The sequence below is a fragment of the Streptomyces sp. NPDC031049 genome, assembly GCF_055571015.1.
The window spans coordinates 16,522-35,184 of sequence record NZ_JBVIGC010000015.1; the positions used below are offsets into that span (position 1 = coordinate 16,522).

At 75.0% G+C, this 18,663-nt stretch carries 18 protein-coding genes; 8 read left to right on the plus strand and 10 right to left on the minus strand.

The window, feature by feature from the left end; genetic code table 11:
* Nucleotides 1–206: 206 nt before the first annotated feature.
* The gene (locus ACZ45Q_RS24150) at nt 207–506 is read left to right on the plus strand and encodes an SHOCT domain-containing protein (RefSeq protein WP_468264863.1); all 300 of its coding nucleotides are present in this window, start codon (nt 207–209) and stop codon (nt 504–506) included.
* 26 nt (nt 507–532) lie between these two features.
* On the opposite strand, the gene ACZ45Q_RS24155 is transcribed toward ACZ45Q_RS24150, so the two are convergent.
* Together ACZ45Q_RS24155 and ACZ45Q_RS24160 are read right to left on the minus strand one after the other, a co-directional pair.
* A complete protein-coding gene (locus ACZ45Q_RS24155; RefSeq protein ID WP_468264865.1) occupies nt 533–1,063 on the minus strand; it encodes an ATP-binding protein in 531 nt (176 codons plus the stop codon).
* 184 nt (nt 1,064–1,247) lie between these two features.
* Nucleotides 1,248–1,571, minus strand: coding sequence for a hypothetical protein (locus tag ACZ45Q_RS24160; protein WP_468264867.1), 324 nt, complete (start codon nt 1,569–1,571; stop codon nt 1,248–1,250).
* A gap of 337 nt (nt 1,572–1,908) precedes the next feature.
* Between ACZ45Q_RS24160 and cds1 the strand changes: the two genes are divergently transcribed.
* Entirely contained in the window at nt 1,909–3,075 is a 1,167-nt protein-coding gene (gene cds1, locus ACZ45Q_RS24165; protein ID WP_468264869.1) for an L-cysteine desulfhydrase Cds1, read from the plus strand.
* Here the strand turns inward: cds1 and ACZ45Q_RS24170 are convergent.
* On the minus strand, nt 3,041–3,505 hold the full coding sequence (locus ACZ45Q_RS24170; protein ID WP_468265210.1) for an SRPBCC family protein: 465 nt from the start codon (nt 3,503–3,505) through the stop codon (nt 3,041–3,043). The two genes, cds1 and ACZ45Q_RS24170, sit on opposite strands and share 35 nt — an antisense overlap.
* A gap of 112 nt (nt 3,506–3,617) precedes the next feature.
* On the minus strand, nt 3,618–4,439 hold the full coding sequence (locus tag ACZ45Q_RS24175; RefSeq protein WP_468264871.1) for a DeoR/GlpR family DNA-binding transcription regulator: 822 nt from the start codon (nt 4,437–4,439) through the stop codon (nt 3,618–3,620).
* A 362-nt stretch (nt 4,440–4,801) separates the two neighbouring features.
* Between ACZ45Q_RS24175 and ACZ45Q_RS24180 the strand changes: the two genes are divergently transcribed.
* Nucleotides 4,802–7,162, plus strand: coding sequence for a hypothetical protein (locus ACZ45Q_RS24180; RefSeq protein WP_468265212.1), 2,361 nt, complete (start codon nt 4,802–4,804; stop codon nt 7,160–7,162).
* Here the strand turns inward: ACZ45Q_RS24180 and ACZ45Q_RS24185 are convergent.
* The 5 genes from ACZ45Q_RS24185 to ACZ45Q_RS24205 all read right to left on the minus strand — a co-directional run bounded on the left by ACZ45Q_RS24185 (nt 7,132) and on the right by ACZ45Q_RS24205 (nt 11,886).
* Entirely contained in the window at nt 7,132–9,576 is a 2,445-nt protein-coding gene (locus ACZ45Q_RS24185; protein ID WP_468264873.1) for a right-handed parallel beta-helix repeat-containing protein, read from the minus strand. The two genes, ACZ45Q_RS24180 and ACZ45Q_RS24185, sit on opposite strands and share 31 nt — an antisense overlap.
* Before the next feature lie 160 nt (nt 9,577–9,736).
* Entirely contained in the window at nt 9,737–10,342 is a 606-nt protein-coding gene (locus ACZ45Q_RS24190) for an Rv1733c family protein (protein WP_468264875.1), read from the minus strand.
* Between the two features lie 81 nt (nt 10,343–10,423).
* A complete protein-coding gene (locus ACZ45Q_RS24195) occupies nt 10,424–10,579 on the minus strand; it encodes a hypothetical protein (RefSeq protein ID WP_468264877.1) in 156 nt (51 codons plus the stop codon).
* Nucleotides 10,576–11,403: an MOSC domain-containing protein gene (locus tag ACZ45Q_RS24200; RefSeq protein WP_468264879.1), complete on the minus strand. Its 828-nt coding sequence runs from the start codon at nt 11,401–11,403 to the stop codon at nt 10,576–10,578. The genes ACZ45Q_RS24195 and ACZ45Q_RS24200 overlap by 4 nt, the downstream gene beginning before the upstream one ends.
* Nucleotides 11,404–11,448: 45 nt before the next feature.
* Nucleotides 11,449–11,886, minus strand: a complete 438-nt coding sequence (locus tag ACZ45Q_RS24205; RefSeq protein WP_468264881.1) for a DUF6643 family protein — start codon at nt 11,884–11,886, stop codon at nt 11,449–11,451.
* A 299-nt stretch (nt 11,887–12,185) separates the two neighbouring features.
* On the opposite strand from ACZ45Q_RS24205, the gene ACZ45Q_RS24210 reads away from it, so the two are divergent.
* Nucleotides 12,186–13,472 (plus strand): TerD family protein, encoded by a 1,287-nt coding sequence (locus ACZ45Q_RS24210; protein ID WP_468265214.1) that lies wholly within the window; start codon nt 12,186–12,188, stop codon nt 13,470–13,472.
* Between the two features lie 36 nt (nt 13,473–13,508).
* Here ACZ45Q_RS24210 and ACZ45Q_RS24215 read toward each other — a convergent pair whose 3' ends face one another.
* Nucleotides 13,509–14,711: a glycosyltransferase gene (locus tag ACZ45Q_RS24215; RefSeq protein ID WP_468265216.1), complete on the minus strand. Its 1,203-nt coding sequence runs from the start codon at nt 14,709–14,711 to the stop codon at nt 13,509–13,511.
* Between the two features lie 39 nt (nt 14,712–14,750).
* Between ACZ45Q_RS24215 and ACZ45Q_RS24220 the strand changes: the two genes are divergently transcribed.
* From ACZ45Q_RS24220 to ACZ45Q_RS24235, 4 genes are all read left to right on the plus strand, one after another.
* Nucleotides 14,751–15,536 carry a glutamate racemase gene (locus ACZ45Q_RS24220; RefSeq protein WP_468264883.1) on the plus strand — a complete coding sequence of 262 codons (786 nt, stop codon included), beginning with the start codon at nt 14,751–14,753 and terminating at the stop codon, nt 15,534–15,536.
* A gap of 74 nt (nt 15,537–15,610) precedes the next feature.
* Complete coding sequence (locus tag ACZ45Q_RS24225) at nt 15,611–16,156, plus strand: phage holin family protein (protein ID WP_468264885.1); 546 nt, start codon at nt 15,611–15,613, stop codon at nt 16,154–16,156.
* 337 nt (nt 16,157–16,493) lie between these two features.
* Nucleotides 16,494–18,107: an apolipoprotein N-acyltransferase gene (lnt, locus tag ACZ45Q_RS24230; protein WP_468264887.1), complete on the plus strand. Its 1,614-nt coding sequence runs from the start codon at nt 16,494–16,496 to the stop codon at nt 18,105–18,107.
* 57 nt (nt 18,108–18,164) lie between these two features.
* Nucleotides 18,165–18,644, plus strand: a complete 480-nt coding sequence (locus ACZ45Q_RS24235) for an NUDIX hydrolase (protein WP_468264889.1) — start codon at nt 18,165–18,167, stop codon at nt 18,642–18,644.
* Nucleotides 18,645–18,663 lie beyond the last annotated feature (19 nt).

Genomic DNA, 18,663 nt, shown 5'->3' on the forward strand with positions numbered 1-18,663 from the left:
TCGTGCGAGGGTCGTCACCCGCACTCCTGTGGAACGGGCGTTCCCTCGTCGCTCGTGTGTACGAGCGCGGTGCGGGTTCCCGGGCAGCGGCGTACTTCCGGTGCGGTACGCGCATCGCCGCCGGCCGTACGACGACGCGGACCCCTCACCGGAGCCAGGTTCGAAGGCACCGCACACACTGTCCGCGAACCAGGAGATGAACCGTCATGCAGACACTCGCGCACTGGGGCGGCGGGCCCGGCCCGTGGTTCCTGTTCCTTCCGTTCCTCTGGGCTGCCGTCGTCATCGGGGCCGTCGCCCTGCTGCGCCGCACGGTGTGGCGTGGCCGGCGCGGCCCGGGCCCGTGGCGCCCGGCGCCGGCGGACGCCCGTCCGGCGGGTGACTCGCCCATCGCCGTGCTCGGCCGGCGCTTCGCCTCCGGCGAGATCGACGAGGACGAGTACTGGCGCCGTCTGTCCGTGCTGGACGAGCAGTTCGGCCGGCCGGGCGGGGACCGCGCACCCTGACCCCGACGGGGAGGGTCACCGCCCGGTCAGCCGGCAACGGCGGACCGGGCGGGAGCGGGTTGCGTCCGGGCCAGGTCGGCGGGCCCCACCTCGGCGAACGCCTCGGCGGTCACCTCCTCGACCAGGTGCCGGGGCGGACGCGCGACCGCGGCCGGGGCGGACGAGGGCCTGGGCAGCGTGAACCAGACGACCTTGCCGGACTCGCCGTCCGGCCGGGCGCCCCAGCTCTCGCTCATCGCGGCCACCATGGCCAGTCCCCGCCCGGTGGTCGCGAGCGGTTCGGCGTCGTCCACCACGGGAAGACGCGGGTCGTGGTCGTGCACCGAGACCGTGACCCGGTCGAGCAGCAGCTCGATCTCCACGGTGCACGTCTTGTCGGGGCGGGCATGGAGGTGGACGTTGGTCAGCAGCTCCGTCACACCGAGCACCGCCCGGTCGATCAGGGAATCCAGATGCCAGTAGCGCAACTGCGCAGATACGATTCTGCGGACCTGGCCGATCCGCGACGGCAGGGCTTGGAGCTCCACCGTGCAGTGCCTGCTTGGGTGAGTGATCACGGCTGCGGCTCCCCGACGTAGAGGTCCGGAAGAACACGACGTACGGATCCAGCAGGCGCGTGCGTCACGCCTCCGCCTGCTGTCGTGGCCGGCGGGCTGGTTCGCAGCGTTATCGCCGGTAAACCCAGAGTGACGTGTGACCAGCGTGACGCAAGGGGTGGGGCGCCGCAACTTACGGCCATCTTCAGCCGCTGCGTCCCGCCGCCCGGCGCACGGCCTCGATGAAGCGGCGTGCCGCGGGCGGTCCCGGCTCGCCGGGCGCGGGGTCGCTCTCCCGGAGCGTCAGCAGATACCGCTTGCCGCCCAGGTCGGCCAGGGCCCGGTCGGCGGCGGCGAACCAGGGCCTGGAGGCACGCACCGACTGCACCGGCGCGCTGTCGATCTCGCTGCCGTAGCTGGTGAGCAACTCCAGCCTGCCGCCGCTGATCCGGACCTGACCGGCCCGGGTGAGCGAGCGCAGCCGCTTGTCGATCCGCACCCCCCTGGCCGAGAACTCCGGCTCCGCCATGCCGTCACCCCCTGCTAGCGCGTCGATGCGCCGGACCGGTCCCGGCGCGAGCAGGCGCGTCTCCTGCTCCAGTGTGCGCCCGTGGCGGGAGTTTGCCCCGCCGGGTGCAGTCTGCCCGCACCCGAGGTGGCGCACCAGTGCCCGCGGTGTGCTTCCGGGGGGCGCACGATGCACGCGGGCCCACGCGCCCCTGCCACCCTTGCGCCCCCCGTCCCCAGGGGTGGCTTGGGGGCGCTCAAAGAAGCGTTTATGCAGGTGAGAAGCGTGCCGAAGGTGCTTATGATCGAGGTGTCGGGCGCGCGACGCGCCGCCGGCGCGCAGCAGAAGGAGCCCCGCCGTGAGCACCTCCCAGCAGATCCCAACCGGCCGCACCCTGGACGTCGACCGCAGCGACGCCGCCTACCGGGCCTGGCTGAAAGAAGCCGTCCGCAAGGTCCAGGCCGACAACAACCGCTCGGCCGACACCCATCTCCTGCTCTTCCCGCTCCCTGAGCACTGGGGTATCGACCTCTACCTCAAGGACGAGTCCACCCACCCGACCGGCAGCCTCAAGCACCGGCTCGCCCGCTCCCTGTTCCTCTACGGCCTGTGCAACGGCTGGATCCGGCCGGACCGCCCGGTGATCGAGGCCTCCAGCGGTTCGACGGCCGTCTCCGAGGCGTACTTCGCGGGGCTGATCGGCGTGCCCTTCATCGCCGTCATGCCGCGCACGACCAGCGCCGAGAAGATCCGCCTCATCGAGTTCCAGGGCGGGCGGTGCCACTTCGTCGACGACTCCCGGCGGATGTACGAGGAGGCGGCCCGCCTCGCGGCCGAGACCGGCGGCCACTACATGGACCAGTTCACCTACGCCGAACGGGCCACCGACTGGCGCGGCAACAACAACATCGCCGAATCCATCTTCCGCCAGCTGCGCCTGGAGCGGTTCCCGGAGCCGGCCTGGATCGTCGCCACGGCCGGCACCGGCGGCACCTCGGCGACCCTGGCCCGCTACGTGCACTACATGCAGTACGACACCCGCGTCTGTGTCGCCGACCCGGACAACTCCTGCTTCTTCGAGGGCTGGACGACCGGCGACCCGGACGTCACCTGCGACTGCGGCTCCCGTATCGAGGGCATCGGCAGGCCGCGCATGGAGCCGAGCTTCGTGCCCGGCGCGATCGACCGCATGATGAAGGTGCCGGACGCGGCCAGCATCGCCGCCGTACGGGCCCTGGAACGGGCCATCGGCCGCAAGGCGGGCGGTTCCACGGGCACCGGGCTGTGGAGCGCACTGAAGATCGTCGCCGAGATGGTGGCCGAGGGGCGCCGGGGCAGCGTGGTGACGCTGCTGTGCGACCCGGGGGACCGCTACCTCGACAAGTACTACTCCGACGCCTGGCTGGCCGAACAGGGGCTGGACATCACGCCGTACGCGGAGGCGATCGAGTCCCTGCTGCGCACCGGGGTGTGGCCGGACGCGGACGGCGCTACGCGGCCGGCAGCCGCCGCTCCAGGGCGGTGACCGACTTCCGGAAGGCCCGCCCCCAGCCCGCCCTGCCCAGGTTCAGCACCGCACGGAACGGCGCCGGGCCGTCGGCGGCGACCGTCCACCGCACCCGCGTGCCGGTGCCGGCCGGCGCCAGCCGCCATTCCTCGACCAGCGCCCGCACCCCCGGCGTGTTGCTGACGTCCACGCGGTAGGCGTACAGCTCCGGCTCCCGCGCCGCCAGGACCGTCTCCAGGGCGCGGGTGCCGCCGCGCAGCCGGACCTCGCGGCGGCCCGTTGCCTCGCCGGCCGGCCGGGCGGACGTCACCGCGGAGAACCACCGGCTCCATCCCGGCGTGTCGAGGAGCGCCCCGAAGACCGCGTCCGGCGCGGCGGAGATCTTCCGGGCGAAGACCAGGCGGACGGGCGCGGTCCCGACGAAGTCGAGCCCTACGGGGCGAAGCAGGCGTGCCGTGGACGTGACCCCCTTCGGAGCTACGGGTCCGGCGCTCTCACGAGCGGCCGGCCGGGCGGCGCCACCCTACTTGCCGGCCCGTCAGCTGTCAGCGGGGCGTCGCTCAGGCCGCCTCGTCCGGCTCGCCGGCCATGACCACCCGCAGGTGCTCCGCGACCTCCGCCCGGGCCTCGTCCGGCAGCCCGGCGTCCGTCACCAGCGTGTCGACCTGGTCCAGCGAAGCGAACGAACTCAGTCCCACCACACCCCACTTGGTGTGGTCGGCGACCACCACGACCCGCCGGGCCGACTGCACCAGCCGCCGGTTGGTCTCGGCCTCCGCGAGGTTCGGCGTCGACAGCCCCGCCTCGACCGATATCCCGTGCACACCGAGGAACAGCACGTCGAAGTGGAGCGCCGCGATCGCCTGGTCGGCGACCGGCCCCACCAGCGAGTCGGACGGCGTGCGCACCCCACCGGTCAGCACCACCGTCGCCGCGCCCGGCCGGGCCCCCGAGCTCCGCTGCGCCGCGTGGAAGACGTCGGCCACCCGCACCGAGTTGGTCACCACCGTCAGGTCCGGCACGTCCAGCAGCCGGTGCGCCAGCGCGAACGTGGTGGTGCCGCCGGACAGGGCGATCGCAGCGCCCGGCGCGACCAGTTCGGCCGCGGCCCGCGCGATGGACTCCTTGGCGCTCTGCTCCAGCCCCGACTTGGCCTCGAACCCCGGCTCGTGGGTGCTCGCCTCGGCCACCGGGACCGCCCCGCCGTGCACCTTCTCCAGCACGCCCTGGCGGGCGAGCGCGTCGAGGTCCCGGCGCACCGTCATGTCCGACACACCGAGCCTGCGGGTCAGCTCGTTGACCCGGACACCGCCCCGGCGGCGGACCTCGTCGAGGATCAGAGCGCGGCGCTGCTCCGCGAGGAGGTTCTGATTCTCGCTCACGTCGCTTCCGGTCCTTTCGCCGCACCTTCGCCAACAGCCGTCCGATCCGCCCGCCGCGCCCGCCCGGTGCCCCGGCCCGCTCGGCCCGGCCGGACCCCGTCGACGAGGACGTTCTCCCGCCGGCGGGCGTACGGACGTCCCATCCTCGCATGCCCCACCCAGGGACGCGCCACCGGCCGAAGCGACGCGCACATGTCACTCCCGTAGGCTCGGAGCACCGCCGTCGCACGATTCGGGGAGATTCCGTGCCGGGGGGTGTGCGCGGCCCGTTGAGCGGAGATCCTGGTGCCCGCACGGACAGAGCCGACGGCGCGTCACGGGGGAAGTGCGGGACAGTGGAACAGGCGCAGCAGGACGTCGCCATGGGCGGAACCGACCGTCCCGGACCGCGGGCCCGGGGCACCGGCACCGCACTGGAACTCCTGGTCCACGGAGTGGGCGGCACGACACCGGAGCGGATGCTCGACGACCCGCGCACGGTACGCGTCACCGGCGACGACGTCGCGGCCGTCTTCCGGCGCACCGAGGACGCCGACGCCGAGTCCCGGCCCGAGGACTACCGGGGCCGCCCGGTCCCCGAGGCGTACGTCTGGTGCAACCTCACCTCCGGCAACGGCACCCGGGCCCTGTGGCTGCTGCTCCTGCCGTTCATGGTGGTCAACCTGGCCCACTGGATGCGGCCGTCCGCCCGCGGCCGCGAGCGGACCGTGCGGCTGTACGGACTGCTGGTGCGGCTCGCCGGACTGAGCCTGACGGTGCTGCTGGTCGCCGCGGCCTGCGAGGTCGCCCTGGACCTCGTCGCCTGGCAGTGCGCGGGCACGCACGCGTGCGCCGACCGGCACTCGTGGCTGGGGTTCTTGTCCCCGACCGGATCGGACGGCGGCTGGTGGAGCCGGCCCGGCCGCAGGCTCGCCCTCGCGGCCGTCGTGCCCGCCGCGCTCACCGGCCTGCTGTGGTACCTGTCCCTGCGCACCTGGCGCGCCTACGAGTCGCAGCCGCCGCTGGACCGCACCCCCGAGGCCGACGAGGTTCCCGGGCCCACCGCACTCGGCCGGCCCGGTTTCTGGTACGGGCGCCGGCTGGTGGCCCGGCTGCGCGCCGCGCACACCGCGGCCGGCCTGCTGACCGTCGCCGCGGCGGTCGGCGCGCCGGCGGCCCGCTTCGACCGGCGGCCCGGCGGCCCGGCCGTCCTCGACACGCTGGGCTGGCTCCTGCCGGCCGCGCTGGTCACCGGCGCGGTGCTCGTGGTGGTCGTCGTCTGCCGCCGGGGCCGCAGCGAGCGGCGCCTCGACCGCACGCTCGACCGGCATCTGGTGCGCCTCCTGCCCTTCGGCGCCCTCGGGGTGCTGGTCCTCGCCGTGCTGTACGCCGGCTGGGAGCGCCCGGGCTGGGCCTCGGCCGGCCGGCTGCCGGGGGACGCGACCTTCGGCGGCATCGCCCTGGTGCAGGGCCTGCTGGTGATCGCCCTGGGCGTCGTCGCCCACCTGCTGCACCGCACCGGCCCCGATCCGCGCGCCGCGATGCGCGGCCTGGGCGGACCCGCGGTCGCCATGCTGGCCTGCGCCCTGGGCGGGGTGATGTCCGGCGGGGTCGCCCAGCGGGTGTCGGACTGGCTGGACGGCACCGGCGCCTCCCTGCCCGGCCCCCCGGTCCTGCTCACCTGGCAGGCGTCCGTCATCCCGCCGCTGCTCGTCCTGGTACTGCTGCTGTGCGCCGCCCTGGCCGCGCGCACCTGGCGGACGGCCCGCGCCGAGCGCGCCGCCGTGGCCGGCGACCACCCCGGAGAGCCGGCCGACACCCCCCGCACCCGCCGGATCGCGACGGTCCGCGCGGTGGCCGGTCTCACCGACCGCGCACCCCTGCTCGTCGCCGTCATCGCCGCCGCGACCCTGCTGGCGGGTGCCGGCGCCCTCGCCGGCGCCCTGGCCACCGACCGCGTCCCCGCGCACGCCGCCCGCGACACGCCCGCCTTCGTGCACGGTGCCGCGCAGACCGCGCAGGCCCTGGGCTCCTGGCTGATCGGCCTCGGCTTCATACTGTTCGTCACCTGGGGCCGCCGCGCCTACAAGGACGCCTCCGCCCGGCGCACCATCGGCATCCTGTGGGACGTCGGCACCTTCTGGCCGCGCGCCGCGCACCCCTTCGCCCCGCCCTGCTACGCCGAGCGCGCGGTGCCCGACCTGACCTGGCGCATGGCCACCTGGACCCGCGCCACGGGCGGGCGGCTGGTCATCTCCGGCCACTCCCAGGGCAGCGTGCTCGCCGCCGCCGCGGCCTGGCAACTGGCGCCCTCCGCCCGCAGACGCGTCGCCCTGCTCACCTACGGCTCCCCGCTGGAGCGCCTCTACGGCCGCTGGTTCCCGGCCCACTTCGGGCCCGCCGCGCTGGACTCCCTGCACCGGGAGGTGGACTGCTGGCGCAACCTGTACCGGCTCACCGACCCGATCGGGGGCCCGATGCGGCTGTCCGGCGACCGCGGTCCCGCCGTGGACCGCGCGCCCCTCAAGGACCCGCTCGCCCACGGCCGCACCGACGCCCATCCGCTGCCCGCGCCGATCCTCGGCCACTCCGACTACCAGGCCGACCCGGTGTTCGCACAGGAACGGCAGCGGCTGCTGGCCCGGCTGCGCCCGGAGGTGCCGGCGCCGCGCGACACCGGCGGGACGGCCGTGCCGGGCGCCGACGGCGGGACTCAGGACTGCTCGGGCAGGTCCTCGGCGTAGAGCAGCGTGAGGTCGTCCGTGCTGGGGTCGGCCAGCTGGGCGACCCGGCTCGCGTGCCGCTCCACCATCGCCTCGAACGTCTGGCGCGCCGTACGGCCGTTGCCGAACGCCGGGCCCTTCGGGAGCGCGGTGAAGTACGCCAGCAGCGCCTCGGCCGCGCCCGGCGCCAGCCGGTACTCGTGCTCCTCGGCCTGCTGCTCCACGATCCTCAGCAGCTCCTCGGGGCCGTAGTCGCCGAAGGTGATGGTCCGTGAGAATCGGGAGGCCACGCCCGGGTTGACCGACAGGAACCGCTCCATCTCGGCCGTGTAGCCGGCGACGATCACCACGACCGCGTCCCGGTGGTCCTCCATCAGCTTCACCAGCGTGTCGATGGCCTCCTTGCCGAAGTCGCGGCCCGCGTCCTCGGGGGACAGCGCGTACGCCTCGTCGATGAACAGCACCCCGCCGCGCGCCCGTTCGAACGCCTCCTGGGTGCGGATCGCCGTGGAGCCGATGTGCTCGCCGACCAGGTCGACCCGGGAGACCTCGACGAGGTGGCCCTGGTCCAGGACGCCGAGGGAGGCGAGGATCTCGCCGTACAGCCGGGCGACGGTCGTCTTGCCGGTGCCGGGGGAGCCGGTGAAGACCAGGTGGCGCTTGACGGAGGCCGCCTTGAGCCCCGCCCGCTGCCGGCGCCGGCCCACCTCGATCATGTCGGTGAGGGCCCGCACCTCCCGCTTGACGCTCTCCAGCCCGACCAGCGCGTCCAGTTCGCCCAGCACGGCCCGGGAGCTCCGCGTCTGCGGCTCCGGCCCGGCGGCGGAGACCAGGGGCTCCTGCTCGGTGCTGCGCTGGCCGGGGATCGAGCCCAGCAGCCCGGGCGCCCGGTCCGCCGTCTGCACCACGGTCTCCCGGACCGGTGACGGGCGCGGGCGCAGGCCCGCGCTCTCGTCGCTGGTGCAGTCCTCCACCAGCGGCCCGGCGTCGAGGGAGCCGTCGGCACCGCCGTCGGCGAACTCGTACCCGCCGCGCGCGCAGCGCTCCGTGCGGCACTTCCGCAGGGTCGTGCGGCAGCCGTCGATCACATGGAAGCCGTAGCCTCCGCTGCCCGTCACCCGGCAGTCGAGGAAGCTGCCGCGCCCGCCCGCCGACACGTAGACACCGGCTTCGGCGGGGGAGTCGACGGAGCAGCGCTCGATGGTGGGGTCGGCGCCCTTGGTGACGATCACACCGGTCCGGGTGCCGTCGAGGGTGCAGTGGTTCAGGGTGCCGCCGCTGCCGTGGTCGCGGAACCAGGCGCCCGTCGCGGCGTCGCGGATGCGGCAGTCGTCGAGCTGGGCGGTGGCGCCGTCGCTCACCGACACCGCCGTGTTGCGCACCTGCGACAGGTCGCTGTCGACCACGTCCGCGCGAGAGCCCCGGTCCAGCACGAACAGGGCGTCCGGCACGTCGTGGACCCGGCAGGAGTCCAGCACGGCCGTGGCGCCGTCGCTGACCCACACGGCCGGGTAGTCGCCGGTGCTGTCGAAGATCTCGCACTGGTTGGCGTCCACGCGCGTGCCCGGGTCCCACACCGACAGCCCGTTGCGGCCGAACTGCCGCACGCTGGTGCGGGTCAGGGTGAGCACCGAGCGGGAACGCAGGTCGACCGCGTTCTCCGGGATGTCGTGGATGCGGCAGTCGGCGAGCGTCAGCACCGCGTCGGTGTCGAGCGTGACGCCGTCGGCGGTGGTGCGGTGAACGTCGCAGTCGGTGAGGTGCCCGGTGGCCCGGGCGGTGATCTGCACGCCGCTGCCCCGCACCTCGTAGACCTCGCAGCCGACGGCCTCCAGGGCGGAGTGCTCGCCGGTCGCCGTCAGCCCCGAACCGGCGGCGTGGTGGACCCGGCAGCGCTCCAGGCGCGGGTGGGCGCCGGTGCGCACCGCCACGCCCGCCTGCCCGGCCGCGACGACCTCGCACTCCTCGAAGACCCCGCCGCCGCCGTCCACCACGGCGATGCCGACGCCCGCCGGATTGTCGACCGTGCACCGCCGCACCGTCGGCCGGGCGCCGCCCCGCACCTCGATGCCGGCGGCGGAGCGGGTGACCACCCGTATGCCGAGCAGCTCCGGCGTCCCCTCCTCGACGAGCACCGCGGGCGAGGTCGGGTCCTGGCCCTCGACGTGCAGGTCCTGCACCACCGCCGAGGCGCGCACGACCAGCGGCACCCCGTCCACGGGCGCGATGCGCACCGAGCCGTGCGCCCCTTCGGGGCCGCGCAGGGTCACCGCCCGCCGGACGACGAGGTTCTCCCGGTAGGTGCCCGGGGCGACGGTGAGGACGTCACCGTCGGCCGCGGCCTCCAGGGCGGCGGCGAGCGATGCGTACTCACCCGTGCGGCGCCGCCACCGCGATGTGCCGGTGTGCGTCACCTGGACCGTGCCCTGTGCCATGGCGTTGCTGTGCCCCCACCTCGTCGTCACTGATGGCTCGTTCGCCCGCGGGGCGTCACGGCCCCTACGGCTCTCTCCCGCGCGGGTCGATGCCGAACGGGTCCGGCCGGTCCACCGTAGCGTGCGCGCAGGCGGTGGGTTGACCAGAGGCGCAAGCCCGTCAACTGCCCGTACCCGCGCGGCCCCAGTCCCCACCGGCCCGCTCCCAGGCCTCGTCCAGGCGGGCGTAGCGGCGGCGGACCAGGCGCCGGACGACGATCCACCGGGCGCCCCCGACGAGGCACGCGGTCACCAGCGCGGCGCCGAACCCGGCGAGCACCGCGTGGGTCGTGGCCGTGGCGGAGTCCAGCGGGCGGGCCGTCGTCCGGCCCTGCGCGTCGGTCCATATCGCGAAGCGGTCGCCCGGGCGCGGGTCCTCGAGGCCTGTCAGGACCGGCCCCCGGTGCTCGGAGCCGTCCGGCGCCGTCCAGTGGGCGAGGACCCGGCTGCGCAGGTCGCCCCCGGCGGTCGCCTCCGGGTCGAGACGCACGGCGGGACCGTCCAGCTCTCTCACCACGGTGGCCGTCACCGGGTGGCGGGAGGCGAGCTGCTCCCGCGCGGATTCCTGCAAGGAGTCCTGGGCCAGACCGCCGGCGACGAGGCCGGCCACGGGCGCCGCGCACAGCAGGAGCAGCAGGGACGCCAGAGCCACCCACGCCTCGGCCAGGTCGGTGGCGCGGCACAGCGGATTGTGCCGCCAGCGCCAGAGCCCGCTGATCGCCCGCATCGCCCGCAACCCCCTGCCCGCACCGCACCGGCCCCCTGGAGCAGCTCATGCGCGGTCCGCTGCGGTCCGCCCATGAACGGCTCACACGAGGCGAACGCGCGGAGCGCGCACCGGGTTCCCGGCGGTGCCGGTGCCGGTGCCGGTGCCGTTGTCGGTGCGGGTGCGGGTGCGGGTGCGGGTGCGGGTGCGGGTGCGGGTGCGGGTGCCCCTTTCGGCCGACGGCCGTGGGCGTCTCACTCCAGGACCGTGACCGGGTCGCCGACCCGGACCGTTCCGGGGCCGAGGGGCACCAGGTTCTGCCCGAAGACCAGCATGCCGCCGCGGCGGCGGTGCCGCCCCAGCGTGTGCAGCGGCTCCCGGCCGCGCACCGTCGTGGTCTGGTCGGTGGTGGTCACCACGCAGCGCCCGCAGGGCTTGGCGATCCGGAAGCGGACCTCCCCGATCGCGATGCGCGACCAGCCGTCCTCCGCCCAGGCGTCGGTGCCGGACACCACCACGTTGGGCCGGAATCGGTTCATCGGCAGCGGGCCCTCGTCGGCGTGGTCCCCCTGCGCGATCAGGGCGTTGAGGGCGTCCAGCGAGGCCGTCGTCGTGACCAGCAGGGGGTAGCCGTCGGCGAAGGAGACGGTCTCGCCCGGCAGCGCGTACCGCGGGTCGACGGGCCGCCGGGTGGCGGGGTCGTCCATGTGCACCAGGCGCACGCTCGTCCCGAGGAAGCCGCTGCACCACGCGTGCGCCGCCCCGCCCTCGGCCGGCACGGCCTCCACCTTGTCCCGGAAGATCTCCACCGGCAGCGTGTCGGCCGGGCGCGGCACCGGCACCGTCAGCGGCTCGGCACCGGGCGCGGACAGCCGCAGGCCGCCGCCGGGCAACAGCTCGGCGGCGGCCTGCGCGAGGCGCGGCTGCTGGCGTTGCGTGACGACCTTTCCCCCGTCGTCGATCAGCATCCAGCGGCGGTCACCGGTCAGCCCCCAGGGCTCCACGACGGCCTCCCGGAGCGGCTGGCCCCGGAACGCCTTGACCGGATGGACGTGAATGGACTGCAGTCGCGCGTTCCCCATGGGGCCATCGTGCCAGGCGGCGGCGACGGCCCCGGGGGAGACGGCTCAGTAGCCGCGGTACTGCTGGTTGTTGTGCGGGTCCTGATAGGGCGCGGGGGCCGGCCGGGGCGCGGCGGGCCGCATCGCCTCGTACCCCGCGGGGCCGGGCGCGGCCGGACGCGGAGGCTGGGGATGCTGCGGGCCGGGGTAGCCGCGGGGCGCCGTCGCCTGCTGCGGGATGTAGGCGGTGGGCGCCTGTTGCAGCGGTGCGGGCTGGGGCGCCTGCGGATAACCGTAGGAGGGCTGGGACGGGGCTGCCGGCAGGGCGGGCAGCGCCGAGGGGAGCGCGGGCATGTGGCTGCCCGGCGCGTCGTACGCGGCGGGGACCCGGATCGGGGCGATCTGCGGGGTGCCCCGCTCGGCAACGAGCGAGTCGTAGATCGGGGTGTCCGGGAAGGAGGCGGAGTAGTAGCCGCCGCCATAAGTGGAGCGGGGGGAGGTCATGGCACATAAGTTAAGCCCACGATGTGCTGGTTGGGGAGACCGATAAGAGGGTTGTTTTCCGTGTCCGCCGTGACCTGGGATCCCCAATGCGAGCGAACTTGCCGAAAAAGGACGTACGCGAGACGCGGTTTTCTGGTAAAGGCCAAGTTCCGGGCGGGTTACCGGCGGTCGGCGACCGGGCGTGGACCTGCGCGTCGCGGACGTTCCCCGTACGGGGCATAGGTTGGGCCCGTCAGAATTGACGCGACGGCCGGGGCACGGCCCGGCGCGGCGACAAGCGAGGGGGCACGTGCATGTCCATGTCGAAGGGGTCCAACACTCCCGTACCGACGACGGCACTGCGGGTCGAACTGGGCTGGCGCTCCGCGCCCGGCGTGCCCGACGCCGACGCCTCGGCGCTGCTGCTGGCCGGCGGGAAGGTCCGCTCCGACGCGGACTTCGTCTTCTACAACCAGCCGGTCCACTCCTCCGGCGCGGTGCGGCACGAGGGCAAGCACGACCGGGGCGGCCGGGTGACCGACGCCCTGCTCGTCGACCTCGCGCGCGTGGAGCCCTCGATCGAGACCGTGATCGTGGCCGCCTCCGCCGACGGCGGCTCGTTCGGTCAGGTCCCCGGCCTCTGCATCGAGGTCCGCGACCCCGACCGGGACACGGTCGTGGCCCGCTTCGACAACCCGGGCGCGACGGTGGAAACGGCGTTCGTGCTCGGCGAGTTCTACCGCCGGCAGGGCGCCTGGAAGTTCCGCGCCGTCGGCCAGGGCTACGACACCGGCCTCGAGGGCCTGGCCACCGACTACGGCATCACGGTGGACGAGCCGCAGCAGGCGCCCCCGGCCACCGCGCCGGCCCCGCCGCCCGCACCCCCGGCCGCGTCCCCGGCGCCGACAGCCGCGGCGCGGCCCGCCGCCACCGCCGTGCCGCCGCCCGCCGCACCCCCGGCGGAACCGGTCCGCCTCACCAAGGTGACGCTCACCAAGGCCGCCCCGTCGGTCTCCCTGACCAAGCAGGGCGGCACGTCCGGCTCCCTGCGCGTGAACCTCAACTGGGAGGTGCGCAAGCAGTTCTCCGGCTGGGCCCGCAAACTCGGCCGCCCCGTCGCCCTGCACAACGACCTCGACCTCGACCTGTGCGCCCTGTACGAACTCACCGACGGCAGCAAGGGAGTCGTCCAGGCGCTCGGCAACGCCTTCGGAGCCCTGGACCGGCCCCCCTACATCCACCTCGACGGCGACGACCGCACCGGCGCGGTGTCGACCGGCGAGAACCTCACCGTCAACCTCGACCACCGGCAGGCCTTCCGGCGCATCCTCGTCTTCGTCACCATCTACGAGGGCGCGCGCTCCTTCGCCGACCTGCACGCCACGGTCACCCTCCAGCCCCAGCACGGCGCACCGGTCGACTTCTCCCTCGACGAGTGCACGGTCCCCTCCACCGTGTGCGCGCTCGCCCTGATCACCAGCACCGGCGGCGACCTGGTCGTCCGGCGCGAGGCCCGCTACCTCGTCCCGGAGCGCGGCGTCAGCCCGCAGCGCACCGTCGACCACGCCTACGGCTGGGGCATGAACTGGACCCCGGGCAGGAAGTAGCGACCGGCTCCCGGCAGGGGCCCCGGCGGCGCCGGCTCAGCCCTCCTCGGGCACGGCGCCCGGACGGGCGTAGGTGCGGCCCTTCCACGCCGCGCCGCGCCCGCGGTAGTGCTGCACCGCGGAGTCGACGGTCATCAGCAGGTACAGCAGCGCGGTGAACGGCAGCGTCAGGGCGAGCCACGGCGGCTGCCGGTAGTAGCGCAGCATCGGCAGGAACGTCCCCGCCATCACCAGCCACGCCAGGGCGCCGAGCACCCCGGCGGCCGCGTTCCCGGTGACCGCGCCCACGACGACGGCCGACGGCGGCACCAGATACACCAGCGCCAGCCCCAGCACCGTTCCCGCCAGCACCGCCGGCCGGTGCCGCAGCTGGGCGTAGGCGCTGCGCGAGACCATCCGCCACAGGTCGCGCAGCCGCGGATAGGGGCGCACGCTCTCCACCCCGTCGGCCAGCCCCAGCCACACCCGGCCGCCGCTGCGCTTGACGGCCCGGGCGAGCGCCACGTCGTCGATCACGGCCTGCCGGATGGCGTCCGGGATCCGCGCCCGCTCGGCGGCCCCGGCCGACAGCAGCACGCACCCGCCCGCCGCTGCCGCCGTCCGCGTCCCCTCCTTCGCGATCCGGCGGAAGGGATAGAGCTGGGAGAAGAAGTAGACGAAGGCGGGGACCACCAGCCGCTCCCAGCCGCTCGCCACCCGCAGCCGGGCCATCTGGGAGACGACGTCGAACCCGCCGGCGCGGGCCGCCGACACCAGCCGGCGCAGACTGTCCGGCGCGTGCGCGATGTCGGCGTCCGTCAGCAGCAGGTACTCCGGGTCACGCGCGCGTGCCAGCACGATGCCGTGCCGCACCGCCCACAGCTTGCCCGTCCAGCCCGGCGGCGGCTCACCGGGCGAGGCGACCGTGAGGCGCAGCCCGTCCTGGTGCCGGGCCAGCTCGCGGGCCAGCCGGCCGGTCCCGTCCGAGCTGCCGTCGTCGATCAGGAAGATCTCCGCGCGCCCCGGGTAGTCCTGGCCCAGCAGCGAGGGCAGGCTGGCCGGCAGCACGGCCGCCTCGTCCCGGGCGGGCACCACCACGCACACCGAGGGCCAGGCGTCGGGCCGCCTCGGCGGCGGCAGCCGGACGTCCGTGCGCCAGAACATGCCCTGGCCGAGCAGCAGCCACAGCCAGGCGGCGAGGGACACGGCGGAAACGGCGGAAGTCCACAGGGCGGCGCTCACGTGCGCAGTCTGCCCCACCGGACCGGGCCGACGGCGCACATCGTCTATCGTGGGCGGGTGAAGATCGCGCTCATGGACTCCGGGATCGGTCTGCTGGCGGCCACCGCCGCGGTTCGGCGCCTCAGGCCGGACGCCGATCTCATCCTCTCCCTGGACCCCGACGGCATGCCCTGGGGACCGCGCACGCCCGAGGACCTGACCGGGCGTGCCCTCGCCGTCGCCGAGGCCGCCGCCGCGCACCGCCCGGACGCCCTGATCGTCGGCTGCAACACCGCCACCGTGCACGCGCTGCCCGCGCTGCGCGCCCGCCTGGAACCGGAGCTGCCGGTCGTCGGCACCGTCCCGGCGATCAAGCCCGCCGCGGCCGGTGGCGGACCCCTCGCCATCTGGGCGACGCCCGCCACCACCGGCAGCCCCTATCAGCGCAACCTGATCGAGGAGTTCGCCGCCGGGGTCACCGTCACCGAGGTGCCGTGCCCGGGGCTCGCCGAGGCGGTGGAGCGCGCCGACGAGGCCGCGATCGACGCCGCCGTGGCCGCCGCGGCCGCCCTCACGCCGGCCGACGTCACCACCGTCGTCCTCGGCTGCACCCACTACGAACTGGTCGCCGAACGCATCCGGGCCGCGGTCCAGCGCCCCAGCCGCCCGCCGCTCGCCCTGCACGGCTCGGCCGGCGCGGTCGCCGCCCAGGCGCTGCGGCGCATCGACGCCCGGCCCGCCCCCTCCGCCTCCGCGCGGGGCTCGCTCACGGTGCTGCTCAGCGGACGTGAGGGCGCGCTGCCCGGGCCGGCACTGGCCTACGAGGAGGGCAGGCTGCTGCGGGCGGTCACGCCGGCACGCTGACCGCCGCCCGGTCGGCGCAGTCACGCTCCGCGGTGAGCCGTCGGCGGAAACGAAAGCTGAGTAACCTCATAGCCATGAGGGACCACCGCCACGGCGAGCACGCTCCCCACCCCGACGTCTGGACCGGACGCGCCACCAACCGGATGCAGTGGGTGCTGGCGCTGGTCGGCGCGGCCTGCCTGGCCCTCGGTATCGCGCTGGCCGTCGACTCGGCGTGGGAGTCCGGCATCGCCCCGCTGGTCATGGCGGTCGTCGGCTGCATCGCCGCCGGCCTGCTGGTCCTCTTCGGCACGCTGGCGTTCGTGCACGTGGCGCTGAGGGTCGACGAGGACTGCCTCGAGGTGCGCTGCGGCCACATCGGCGTGCCCCGCCGCCGCATCCCGCTCTCGCACGTCGCCGGCGCCGAGTTCGCGCCGCACGTCACCCCCCGCCACTGGGGTGGCTGGGGCTACCGCTGGCGCCCCGAGAAGGGCACCGCCGTGGTGGTCCGACGCGGTGAGGGCGTGATCCTGCGGCTGTGGGACGGCCACACCTTCACGGTCACCGTGGACGACGCGGAAGCGGCCGTCCAGGTCATCAAGGACCGCCTGCGCCCCAAGAAGCCCGGTCCGGCGGCCTGATCTCTTCCCGCTTGCCCGCCGCGCCGGCCCGCCTGCCGGCCCGGCCTCCTGTGACGGGCGTACGGTCCCAGCCCTCCCGGTGCCGCCTGTGCGTCCGGTGCACGCCACGGCGGCGCCCACCGGTCGGGCACCGGTGGGGCGGCGGCCTTCGGATGACACGGGACCGGGTGGGCGTGGCGGCCCGGCGACCGTGGGCCGGCCGTTCGGGAGTGGTCGGGCGGACCGAAAGCGGGGGGCCTCCGCGGGTCCGTCCTGGCACGGGCCGGGGCCGGGGTCCCGTCCGGGCCCCGGTGACCGTGCTGCCCGGCGGGAAGCCGCCCGCCGTACACTCCGGAGGGTGACCGTCACCGCAACATCCGTCGGCGACTCGGACCGGGCGGAGCCCCCGCCCGCGCCCGCGCCGCGCGCCGCACGGCTCGTCCGCCGGCTCGCCCCGGCAGCCGCCTCCGCCCTCGCCGGCGTGCTGCTCTACGTCAGCTTCCCGCCGCGCACCCTGTGGTGGCTGGCCGTGCCGGCCTTCGCCGTCCTCGGCGCGGTGCTGCGCGGGCGCGGCTGGAAGGCGGGCCTCGGCCTCGGCTACCTCTTCGGCCTCGGCTTCCTGCTGCCGCTGCTGGTGTGGACGGGCGTGGAGGTCGGCCCCGGCCCCTGGCTGGCGCTGGTCGCCATCGAGGCGGTGTTCGTCGCCCTCGTCGGCGCCGGCGTCGCGGCGGTCTCCCGGCTGCCCGCCTGGCCGGTGTGGGCGGCAGGCCTCTGGACCGCCGGCGAGGCCGCACGCGCGCGCGTGCCCTTCGAGGGCTTCCCCTGGGGCAAGATCGCCTTCGGGCAGGCGGACGGCCTGTTCCTGCCGCTCGCCGCCCTGGGCGGCACACCGGTGCTCGGCTTCGCCGTGGTCCTGTGCGGCTTCGGCCTGTACGAGGCGGTACGCGTGGCCGTGCGCGTGCGCCGCACCGGTGCCGTACCGCGCGGCGCGGCGGTCCTGGCCCTGATGAGCCTGGCCGCCCCGGTGCTGGCGGCCTTCGCCGCCCGCCCGCTGGTGTCCGACGCCGCGCAGAGCGGCACGGCGACCATCGCCGTGATCCAGGGGAACGTCCCCCGGGCCGGCCTCGACTTCAACGCCCAGCGCCGCGCGGTGCTCGATCACCACGCGCGGGAGACCGAACGCCTGGCCGCCGAGATCCGGGCGGGCAGGGTCGCCCAGCCCGACTTCGTGCTGTGGCCGGAGAACTCGTCCGACATCGACCCCTTCGCCAACGCCGACGCGCGCGCCGTGATCGACCGCGCGGCCAAGGCCGTCGGGGCGCCGATCTCCGTCGGCGGTGTCGTGCAGCGCGACGGCAGGCTGTACAACGAGCAGATCCTGTGGGACCCGGTCGACGGCCCCGTCGACACCTACGACAAGCGGCAGATCCAGCCGTTCGGCGAGTACCTGCCGCTGCGCTCGCTCATCGGCGCGATCAACGGCGAGTGGACGGCCATGGTCCGCCAGGACTTCAGCCGCGGCACCGAGCCCGGCGTGTTCACCATGGCCGGCACCGAGGTGGGCCTGGTCACCTGCTACGAGGCCGCGTTCGACTGGGCCGTGCGCTCCGAGGTCGCCGACGGCGCCCGAATGATCTCCGTGCCCAGCAACAACGCGACCTTCGGCCGCAGCGAGATGACCTACCAGCAGCTCGCCATGTCCCGCATCCGCGCCGTCGAGCACAGCAGGACCGTCGCCGTGCCCGTGACCAGCGGCGTCAGCGCGATCATCATGCCGGACGGCACCATCACCCGACGGACCGGGATGTTCGTCGCCGACTCGCTGGTGCAGGAGGTGCCCCTGCGCTCCTCCCAGACCCCCGCCACGCGGCTCGGCGTGCTCCCCGAGGCCGCCCTCGTCCTCGTCGCCGCCGCGGGGCTCGGCTGGGCCGTCACCGCGGGCGTGCGCGGTCGACGCGCCGGTGACGTGTAGCCGTACGCCCCGCGAACGTGCCCGGTGAACGCCGGGCGGCCGGTTAGGGTCGGGCGCATGGCTACTCCCGACTTCATCACCGCCCTGCGCGCCTCGGCCGGGCACCAGCTGCTGTGGCTGCCCGGCGTCACCGCCGTCGTCTTCGACGACGAGGGCAGAGTGCTGCTGAACCGTCGGTCCGACAACCTCCGCTGGTCGCTGATCGGGGGCATCGCGGAGCCGGGGGAGCAGCCCGCCCTCTGCGCCGTGCGGGAGGTGGAGGAGGAGACCGCCGTACGGTGCGTCGCCGAGCGCGTGGTGCTGGTCCAGGCGCTGGAACCGGTGACGTACGACAACGGCGACGTGTGCCAGTTCATGGACATCACCTTCCGCTGCCGGGCCGTCGGCGGCGAGGCCCGGGTCAACGACGACGAGTCGCTGGAGGTGGGCTGGTTCGCGGTGGACGCGCTGCCCGACGTGGGCGAGTTCGGGTGGTTCCGGATCAAGCAGGCCCTGTCCGATGCACCCACGTGGTTCGAACCCACTGGTTCGGTCTGAACTGTAGGGCCTGGGCACA